This window comes from Agrobacterium sp. DKPNP3 (assembly GCF_052686535.1).
Window position 1 is genome coordinate 39,336 of record NZ_JBQYSN010000029.1, and the last position, 9,893, is coordinate 49,228.

A 9,893-nucleotide genomic window follows, 5' to 3' on the forward strand; every position below is an offset into this window, starting at 1 on the left:
TGAAAATTCAGAACGATAAAGCAGCTTCCTAATCTTGTGTCACAGTTCGCCTGAGGCTTCCCGGCGTCTCTGCTCGAGCTCTTCGCTATAGCGCCGCAGCGTATGGCTCTCCGTCAACAGGCCGACGGGTCGGTTTTCGATTTTGTCGTTGACCACCACGAGCGCTTCGCTTTCCGCGGCATCGAAGGCTGCGGCTGCCTGGCGGGCGTTCATGGTTGGTAGCAGCACGTCGTTCTTGTAGTGCAAATAGGTTTCCATGCTGATCTTGCTCGGATCCCGGTCCATTGGATCTGCGTAGATTTCCGGTACGAGCACGATACCGGCGTAACGGCCGTCGTCATGGGTCATGATCACGCGCTGGGTCGAACCGAGCGGAAATTTTTCCTTGAAGGCTGGCAGTCCCATGCTGACGTTGGCCTTGCGGATATCGGCGCGCATCATCTTGCCGACCGTCAGGTCACGGATCCAGCCAATGTCATGAGCGCTGCGAATGCTTTCGCCACGCAGGTGAAAGCGCCAGGTGGCAAAGGAGTAACCAAATGTCGTGCGCACCACAAGCGATGTGGTGATGACGGCCGCAAGAACCAGCGCCGTGATCTGGAAGTCGCCCGTCAGTTCCAGCGCGAGAAATGTCATTGTCAGCGGACCGCCGATGATGGCGGCGGCAAAGGCGCTCATACCGATTACGGCGTAAACGATGGGCGCAGTCGAGCCATAACCGATATAGGGTGCGCAGAGGGCGAAAATCTTCCCGAGAAGTGAGCCCATGAAGAGAGACGCAAAGAACAGACCACCGCGGAAGTTCGAGCCTATCGAGATCGCGCTGGCTGCAGCCTTCAACAGGAACAAGCCCGCAAGCCCGTAGATCGTCAAGTCGGCATCCATGTTGAGATGCAAGGCCCCATGGCCGCTCGAGAGAACCTGCGGTGAAATCAACGCCAGCCCACCAACAACGATGCCGCCGAGCGTCGGACGCAGCCAGCCAGGAATAGCACTTTTGCGGGCCGTCTCCTCAATGAAGGATACCGCCTGCATAAGCACGATACCGATGGCCGCGCACACAACCCCAAGGAAAATAGCCGGCACATAATCGGCAGGCGTCACGCGGCTGGCGTCGACGATATCGATGGAGAGGCCATGGCCGCCAATCAGGCCGATAACTGTTGTCGCCACCAGCGCTGAAACGATCAGCGGTGCTAGCGTCACGACAGTGTAGGTACCGATGATGAGTTCGATGGCGTAAAATGCGCCAGTCAGAGGTGCGTTGAACGCCGCTGCGATGGCGCCTGCGGCGCCGCAGCCGACGAGGATGCGCATGTCCCCTCGCCTCAGTTTCAGCTTGATTCCGATCTTCGATGCGACGCCGCTGGCGATCTGTGTGTAACCCGCCTCAAGCCCGACGGAGGCGCCAAAACCGTTGGAAACGATGTTCTGAACGCAGACGATGATGCTGTCGGTGAGCGACAGGCGGCCACCATGAAGTGCATTTGCCTCGATGGGGTCGACCATCGGTTTTTTGCGCGTTTTGGAGAGGATGAAGATGATCAGGCCAAGCAGGACACCGCCCATGATCGGCCCCAGCAGCACGATCTGACCAGAGAGATTGCTGCTGCTCAGACGTTCGACGCCAAAGACGAGCACGTGCAATGCCGTGCTCAAAGCGCCAATCAAGGCTACCAAAAGGCCGGCTGCGATGCCGATGAGCACGGCAAGCGCGACAAGGCCAAGTTCGCCGCGCCGGAACATGGCGCGCAGGCGGCTGGCGCGCAGATTGTCGAAGAAGCTCGCCATACTCGGTGCACGGAAAGGCTTGGTCGACATGCTGTTCCTTTTCAGGCGGCGTCAGGCGGCTTCTAAATCGATCTCGATTTCGAAACGCATCTGATCATAAGCCGGTTCAACATGATCAGGCGTTTCATGCATCACCGTCTCATAATCGAGCGGAATATGCATGTGGGTCAAGATCGCCCTTTTGGGTGCCAGTTTTTCGATCCAGCTAAGCGCCTGTTCGAGTGAAAGATGGCTGGGGTGATAGCGATATTGCAGGGCGTCGATGATGAGCACCTCAAGCCCGGCGAGTTTCGGCAGGCTCTCGGCCGGAAAATCGCTGATATCGGTGCAATAGGCCACATCACCAATGCGGAAACCCAGGGAATGGACGTCGCCATGCTGCTGCATATGTGCCTGGAAGGCGATTGGGCCTCCGGCTCCATCAATAACGACTGGCTCGTTGATATCGGCGATCAGATGGGGTCGCGCAATCGGCGGATAATTGCTGCCCGCCGGCGTCTCGAGACAATAGGCAAAACCATCGCGGATGCGCGCCATGGTAACAGGATCGGCATAGATCGGGACGCGGCTTTTCTGCAGAGCGAAATAGATGCGCAGATCGTCAATGCCATGCAGATGGTCAGCATGGGCGTGGGTGTAAAGCACGGCATCGACGGCCTCCACCTTCGCGGCGATCATCTGCTCGCGGAAATCCGGGCCGGTATCGATGACGGCAGTGGTCTTGCCACCGTCAGGGCCGATCTGCTCCACCATGAAAGCCGCGCGCGTGCGCCTGTTCCTGGGGTTGTCAGGGTCGCAGGCACCCCAGTCGCCGTTGATGCGCGGAACGCCGGGCGACGACGCGCATCCGAGAACCGTGAAGCGACGACGGTAGATTGCCACACCTACACCCTTGTCATCTTGGAAAAGCAGCGAAACGCGTTTTCGGTGGTGATTTCGGCCATGCGCTCAAAGGAAATACCGTGCACCTCGGCCAGAACCTCCGCCGTGTTGACCACGTAGGACGGCTCGTTGCGTTTGCCACGCCAGCGCTTCGGCGCAAGATAAGGCGCGTCCGTTTCGACGAGCAGCCTGTCCAGCGGCACGGTGGCGGCGATATCGCGGATGTCCTGCGATTTCGGGAAGGTCAGAATGCCGGAGAAGGAAACATAACCGCCGAGCTCGACACCGGTTTTTGCCAGTTCAGGACCAGCAGAGAAGCAGTGCAGAATAAAGGGGAAAGCACCCTTATCGCTTTCCGCGCGCAAAATGGAGGCCATGTCGTCGTCAGCGCTGCGGCTATGAATGACGAGCGGCAGACTGGTTCTCCGCGCTGCATCGATATGGCGGAGAAGACCAGTCTTCTGGTCTTCCGGCTTCTGCGTGTCGTAGAAATAATCCAGACCCGCTTCACCGATCGCCACGATCTTGTCATGGCTTTCCGCCAAACGCACCAGATCGTCGGCGGAAATGTCGAGCTCTTCGTCGGCATTGTTCGGATGTGTCCCGACTGAGCAGAAGACAGATGGATAGTATTCCGTGATCTTCAAAAGCTCCGGCAGACGGCGCACCCGGGTCGCAATCGTCACCATCTGGCTCACACCCGAAGCGTGTGCGCGAGCGATGATATCGTCGCGCTCCGCCTCGAAATCGGGGAAATCCAGATGGCAATGGGTATCGATCAGCATGGTTACGCCTTCACGCTTCGGGGGCGACGTAACGCGGGAACACCGGCTTCGGCGCTTCGAGCGGTGTGCCCGGAACCAGACGACCGGCGTCGCCCAACGCCGCGAAGTCGCGCTTGTCGGCGGGCGCCGCAACGAGATCGAGAAGCTTTTCACAGGAACCCGGCATGATGGGCTGTAAGAGAATACCGATCTGGCGTACCACTTCCGCCGTCACGTAAAGCACGGTGCCCATCCGCTCAGGGTCCGTCTTCTTCAGCGCCCACGGTTCCTGCGAGGCGAAATAGCGGTCGGTCTCGGAAACGACCGCGATGATGGCGGCTACCGCGCGGTGAATGAGCTGCTTGCCCATCTCCTCACGGCAAATGGCGAGCAGATCGTCTGCAGACGCCAGCATCGCCTTGTCTTCGTCGGTCAAAGGACCGGGCGTCGGGATCTTGCCGTCGCAATTCTTCACGATCATCGACAGTGAACGGCTGGCCAGATTGCCGATGCCATTGGCAAGGTCGGCATTGATGCGGGTGGCGATACCCTCTTCGCTGTAACTTCCGTCCTGACCGAAGGAGACTTCGCGCATGAAGAAATAACGGACCTGATCGAGGCCGAAATGGGCAACCAGATTGGCGGGATCGACGACGTTGCCGAGCGATTTCGACATCTTCTCGCCTTTGTTGAGCAGGAAGCCATGCGCATAGACGCGCTTGGGAAGGGGCAGCTTCGCGCTCATCAGGAAGGCCGGCCAGTAGACCGCGTGAAAACGAATGATGTCCTTGCCGATGATATGCACATCGGCCGGCCAATACTTCGCGCGCGGACCGTTCCTGTCTTCGAGGTAGCCCGTTGCGGTGATGTAGTTGGTCAGCGCATCGACCCAGACATACATGACGTGCTTCGGATCATTGGGGACCTTGATGCCCCAATCGAAGGTGGTGCGGGAAATCGACAGATCCTTCAGGCCGGATTTCACGAAGGAGATGATTTCGTTACGGCGTTCTGCCGGGCCGATGAAGTCCGGGTTCTCCTCGTAGAGCTTCAGCAGCTTGTCCTGGTACTCGGAGAGCTTGAAGAAGTAGCTTTCCTCCTCGACCCATTCCACCGGCGTGCCCTGCGGGCCGTAACGGACGCCATCGGCGCGCACTTCGGTCTCGTCCTCGGCGTAATACGCCTCGTCACGAACGGAATACCAGCCGGCATAGCTGTCCTTGTAGATGTCGCCGCTTTCGGCCATCAGGTTCCAGATATTGCGCGAGGTCTCGTGATGACGTTCTTCCGTCGTGCGGATGAAATCGTCGTTGGACGCGTTGAGCAGCTTGCCCATCTCGAGAAACTGATCGGAATTTCGCTCCGCCAGTTCTTCCGGCGAAATGCCTTCCGCACGTGCCGTCTGCTGCATCTTCTGGCCGTGCTCGTCCGTCCCGGTCAGGAAGAACACATCCATTCCATCCAGGCGCTGAAAGCGCGCCATGGCGTCCGTCGCAATCAACTCATAGGCGTGCCCGATATGCGGCTTGCCATTGGGATAGGAGATCGCGGTGGTGATGTAGAATGGTGTTTTGTCTGTCATGACGGTCTATCGACTTTACAGGCTGTTTTTTGGATAGACCGCTCATAAACCATTGTTCGCAGCAGCGAAAGAAAAAGAGTACATTTTGTACGAGGGCTTGCGGACAAAGTAGGGTTTTGGCGGAGGATTGATTCCGCACTCCTTCACCCCGGACGAAATCCGGGTCCAGCGCGATCAAGTCCTTGATCGCAAAAGGCTCCTCTCATACGCCAACGCGCCTTGGCTGGATACCGACTCGAGGCCGGCATGACGGAAGAGGAAATCGTACGTTCCGTGCGATCCCTCGCCTTCAGACGCCCCGAATATCTTCCAAAATGGAAAGCACCATTTGCTTCTTGTCGAGATTATAGGCCTGCGCGACGGTGATACGTTCGGCAAGCGCCGAAGAAAGCCTTGCATTTTTCTCCGCCGCGGCAATGTCGCCAGCCATTGCGGATGCCCGCGCCCGGGCCATCAGCTCTTCGGTCACATGCTCCATGAAGAAACCAAGGACGATGTCGCCGTCCTTCTGCGCCAGAACCTCTGCCAGCTTGTGCATGCGCTTGCGCGCTGCTGGCCCTTCGGCCGACATGACCTCGGCAAAGGCCTCGACAATGTCGGAGCCGCCGTAATTCATCAGCTTCAGCGCCTGCGCAACGCTGCCCTTCGAGGCCTCAAGCAGGGCGTCGCGTTTTTCGCCCTCAGGACTGATGCCGAGATGATCGAGCGATTGCACCATGGCTTCGTCGGAAAGCGGCAGCAGTCTCAGAGGCATGCAGCGCGATCGGATGGTCGGAAGCAGTTTACCCGGGGCGTGCGACAGCACGAGGAACATGGCCCGCTTCGGCGGCTCTTCCAGTATTTTAAGAATGGCATTGGCGGCATTGCGGTTGAGATCGTCGGCCGGATCGATGATGACGATCCGCCAGTTTCCTGTGCCCGATGTCTGCGAAAAGAAGTGCCCTGCCCGCCGCACCTCATCCACGGTGATCGCGGATTTGACGCGCCCGCTCTTCTCATCGACCGGGCGCGTGAGATGCAGGAGGTTATGCGAGGCGCCGGCAGTAATCTGGCGGCTGACAAGCGACTCCGGTTCGGGGTCGGCGAGATAATCCGGCGCCTGGGTCGGATCAGGATAGCTCAAGACATGATTGGCAAAACGAAAGGCAAGCGTCGCCTTGCCGATACCCTCCGGCCCTTCGATCAGGATCGCGTGGTGGCCCTTGCCGGAACGATAGGATTGCGCAAGAAACGCTTCCGCTTCTTCATGGCCGAAAAGCTTCGTGTTCTGCTGCGGCGCGATGGCGCCGTCGAGAACGCCCGGAACGTCACTCATGCGCGGCGTCCGAAGCGTTTCCGACACGCGAAAGCAATGGCTCAACGAATGACATGACGTCTTCCGTCACCTTGTCTTCCGGCTGATCTGCATTCACGATCCGGCAACGACGCGGTTCGGCAAGCGCAATATCCAGATAGGCCTCGCGCCGCTTCTCGTGGGTGTCAATTTCTTCTTTTTCGAATCTGTCAGGAGCCGCCCCCTCGTCCGCGCGCTTTCTGGCACGCGCAAGTCCCTTTTCAGCGGCAATATCGAAAATAAGCGTCAGTTCCGGCAAAACGCCATCAATCGCGATGCGTTGCAGCGTCTCCACGAAGTCGGGCTCCAGATTGCCGGTCGTGCCCTGATAGACACGCGAGGAATCAAGAAAGCGGTCGCAAAGCACGATCTCGCCGCGCGCGAGCGCTGGTCGAATAACCTCTTCGACGTGATCGTTGCGCGCAGCGGCAAACAGGATCGCTTCCATGCGCACACCGAAGGATTCCGCTGCCCCTGAGAGAATGACGTGGCGCACGGCCTCAGCCCCCGCCGAACCGCCTGGCTCACGGGTCACCACGACCTCAAAACCACGGCCGCGAAGCGCCTGTGCAAGGGTGCGAATCTGCGTCGACTTGCCAGCGCCCTCGCCGCCTTCGAAGCTGATGAACAATCCGGTCTTTTCGGCCAATGTCACGTCCTGCGCGGGTTTCCCTGAATTCGAAATGCCTGTTTACAGCATCGAACCGAAATCTGTGAAGCGCTTTTCGGAAAATCCGGTTCCCAAACAATAGCATGGGATAAATGCCGACCAATCGATGGGCTTTCAGAGCCAGAACAGCAGCAGTTCCTTCAGCGCACCCGCCGCATTCTGGGTCAGTGACCCCTTGCCTACCGCCGCCTTTGTGTAAAGCGGAACCTCGCGCAGCAGTCGCTCTCCCGAGAATATCCTGAGCGTACCCGCATTCGCGCCAGCATCGAGTGGCGCATTGAGGGGCCAGCGATAGACGATGCGGCCGGAAATTCTCTCGGGGTTGTTGACCGGCACGAGAACGCTCACGTCCTCCTTCGGCGAAAGATCGACGGAAGATGCCGCGCCACCGTAGACGCTGACCGAGCCGACAACCTCGTCCCTGCTGAAAAGATGGCGTTTTTCAAAGGCGGTCAGGCCCCAATCGACGACGCGGCGGGTTTCTTCCTGCCGCGTCTTGTCGTCTGCGATGCCCGCAAGCGCCAGATACACACGCCGGCCGTCGCGTTCCGCCGAAACCACGGCTGCAAAGCCCTGCCCCTCTGCAAATCCCAGCCCCAGCCCATCAATGCCGCTCCCCGGCGTCAACAGCGTATTCTTGTTGCGCTGGAAAATCCGGTTCCACTCAAAATCAGGCTTGGTGAAAAGCCCGTAACGTTCCGGGTACCTGTCATGGAGATGCTGCGCAAGACGCACCATATCCTTGGCCGTCGTCTGGTTGCCGGGGTCTGGCAGCCCCGTCGAGTTTTTAAACGTGCTTTGACCCATGCCAAGCTCGCCTGCCCGCGCCGTCATCCGCTTGGCGAAAGCAGCATCCGACCCTGCCATGCCTTCGGCGACGATGATGCAGCCATCATTGGCGTTCTGGACGATGATCCCCGTTAGAAGATCGTTGATGCTGATCGACGATTTCAGAGCCGCAAACATTGTCGAGGTGCGGGACGGCGCGCCGCCGGTCCGCCACGCATATTCCGAGACAGGATAAACCGTCTCGGCGGTCACCTGCCCCTTGGAAAGCGCATCCATCACCACTTCCACCGTCATCAGCTTGGCAAGCGACGCCGGAGCAAAAGGCTGATTTTCGTTTTGCGACAGAAGAACGGTGCCGGTTTCGGCATCGATCATATAGGCCTGTTCCGCCTTGGCGATAAAAGGTCCAGTCTGTGCCTGAGCGGCGACTGCGTTCAGCAATGAAAAAGCGGCCGCCGCAATGGCTGACCGATAGGAGCGATAAATGGCCTTGCGCATGAAACCGCCCAATCCTGCCTGCAGCAACCGGCTGCCAGCCGTCAACGCAACAGGCAGCCTCTTTTTATCCGTCAGCGTGCTTTGGCCTGCTGACGCTTTACATGGGCGAGTATCGATTGCTCGTTGAGCGCGCCACGATCGACGAGCACGCTGTCGAACACGCGCGCTGTCTTTGTAACACTAGCCGATTCTTCGGAGTAAGCCGCCGCATATTTGGAGGAAGGCGTGGGCACGCGTAGATAATTGCCGCCCGGTGCTGCCGGCGCACGCATGAAGTTGCCTTCCGGCCGTTCCGCGAGGAAGGGGCCGATTTCCGGCAGAATTGCAAATTGTTCGAAGCTCGGCGCGGGACCATTAACAAGCGGCATGGCCTGAAGCGCCGCATTTTTCTTGGTCCCAACGAGCGCCGTCTGCGTGGACGCGCCGTAATTGGGGTTGGAGGTCGGCGCAGGAACGAAGTTCGGCGAGGCCGAAGCAACCATCACACCCGTTGCGATCTGTCCTTCAGGTGCGACGCCCGGCGAACGCGAACCCTTCGGGATATAGGAGGCCATCAGATACGGCATATCATGACCGTCCAGGGGGGCACGGCCAGCATATTGAACACGCACATTGGCGGTACCCGTGCCCTTCATGTCCAGAAGGTCGGCAGTCTTGCTGGATACGTCGATCAGGCGACCTTCGTGGAACGGGCCACGATCATTCACGCGCACGAGAACAGACGCGCCATTATCCATATTGGTGATGCGCGCATAGCTCGGCAGGGGAAATGTCGGATGTGCGGCAGAAAGATGTTCTTTGTCGTAAACTTCGCCGTTGGCGGTCAGACGCCCATGGAACGCGGAGCCATACCAGGAGGCAAGGCCTACCTTGTTGTAACCGGGCTCTTCTTTGGGGAAATAACGGCGACCCTTGACGGTGTAGGCATTGCCCAGCAACTCGCGTCCGCCACCCTTGGGTATGTTCTTGCCATCGGCAACGCGCGGGCTGGCCTTCACGCCATACTCGGATTCGGAAAAATATTCCTTGCTGCGCTTGGGTTTAGGCTTGGTCTCCGACGTGGTGGAACACGATGCGGTGGCTGCGCAAAGCACGGAAATTGCAAGCCACTTCACGCCCGACCTGGCGCTGATGCCGAGTTTATTGACCGAAGATTTCAAATCGTCTGCCCCACGCTACTATTGGCTCGGAGAACCGCACCCTCACTTGCCTCGATAATTGCCCCTGCCATCGAAGCACCTAACAGTCGTTTAATCTTGTGCATAACGTGGCGAAAATGCGAACGACATCTGCAAATTCGATAAAATTGTAATGAACGTGGTTAACGATTTCTTTCCATTTGCCTGCCTCCCAAAGCGGATCTTCCGTAAATCGTGTGTCTTTGAGAGAGCCAGAACGGAACAAATTAAGGGCAACCACGTTCTTTTCCCGCACAGAAACAAGCTTTCCGCCGGTGTCGGCTGAGGGAGGAAACATGATAAAGCTTATTCAGACAGCAAGTCTTGCGATCGGTGTCGCACTCGTATCCTTCGCCGCGCCGATCACGGCAAGCGCTCAGGACATGGAGTTGCGGATCGGACCCGA

The 9,893-nt window shown here is 58.5% G+C and carries 8 protein-coding genes; all 8 read right to left on the reverse strand.

The annotated features are described in order from the left end of the window. Window positions 1–39 precede the first annotated feature (39 nt). The 8 genes from ACUTJJ_RS10690 to ACUTJJ_RS10725 all read right to left on the reverse strand — a co-directional run bounded on the left by ACUTJJ_RS10690 (window position 40) and on the right by ACUTJJ_RS10725 (window position 9,469). The gene (locus ACUTJJ_RS10690) at window positions 40–1,821 is read right to left on the reverse strand and encodes a chloride channel protein (RefSeq protein WP_445542106.1); all 1,782 of its coding nucleotides are present in this window, start codon (window positions 1,819–1,821) and stop codon (window positions 40–42) included. Window positions 1,822–1,842: 21 nt separating this feature from the next. Next, window positions 1,843–2,673 (reverse strand): MBL fold metallo-hydrolase, encoded by an 831-nt coding sequence (locus ACUTJJ_RS10695; protein WP_445542107.1) that lies wholly within the window; start codon window positions 2,671–2,673, stop codon window positions 1,843–1,845. Window positions 2,674–2,675: 2 nt separating this feature from the next. Then, window positions 2,676–3,458: a TatD family hydrolase gene (locus ACUTJJ_RS10700; protein WP_445542108.1), complete on the reverse strand. Its 783-nt coding sequence runs from the start codon at window positions 3,456–3,458 to the stop codon at window positions 2,676–2,678. A 10-nt stretch (window positions 3,459–3,468) separates the two neighbouring features. Further along, window positions 3,469–5,019, reverse strand: a complete 1,551-nt coding sequence (gene metG, locus ACUTJJ_RS10705) for a methionine--tRNA ligase (protein WP_445542109.1) — start codon at window positions 5,017–5,019, stop codon at window positions 3,469–3,471. Between the two features lie 289 nt (window positions 5,020–5,308). Continuing rightward, window positions 5,309–6,334, reverse strand: coding sequence for a DNA polymerase III subunit delta' (locus tag ACUTJJ_RS10710; RefSeq protein ID WP_445542110.1), 1,026 nt, complete (start codon window positions 6,332–6,334; stop codon window positions 5,309–5,311). Then, entirely contained in the window at window positions 6,327–7,001 is a 675-nt protein-coding gene (tmk, locus tag ACUTJJ_RS10715) for a dTMP kinase (protein ID WP_296070440.1), read from the reverse strand. The genes ACUTJJ_RS10710 and tmk overlap by 8 nt, the downstream gene beginning before the upstream one ends. Before the next feature lie 135 nt (window positions 7,002–7,136). Next, a complete protein-coding gene (locus ACUTJJ_RS10720) occupies window positions 7,137–8,309 on the reverse strand; it encodes a D-alanyl-D-alanine carboxypeptidase family protein (RefSeq protein ID WP_445542111.1) in 1,173 nt (390 codons plus the stop codon). A 71-nt stretch (window positions 8,310–8,380) separates the two neighbouring features. Then, the gene (locus tag ACUTJJ_RS10725) at window positions 8,381–9,469 is read right to left on the reverse strand and encodes a septal ring lytic transglycosylase RlpA family protein (protein ID WP_445542112.1); all 1,089 of its coding nucleotides are present in this window, start codon (window positions 9,467–9,469) and stop codon (window positions 8,381–8,383) included. Window positions 9,470–9,893: the final 424 nt, after the last annotated feature.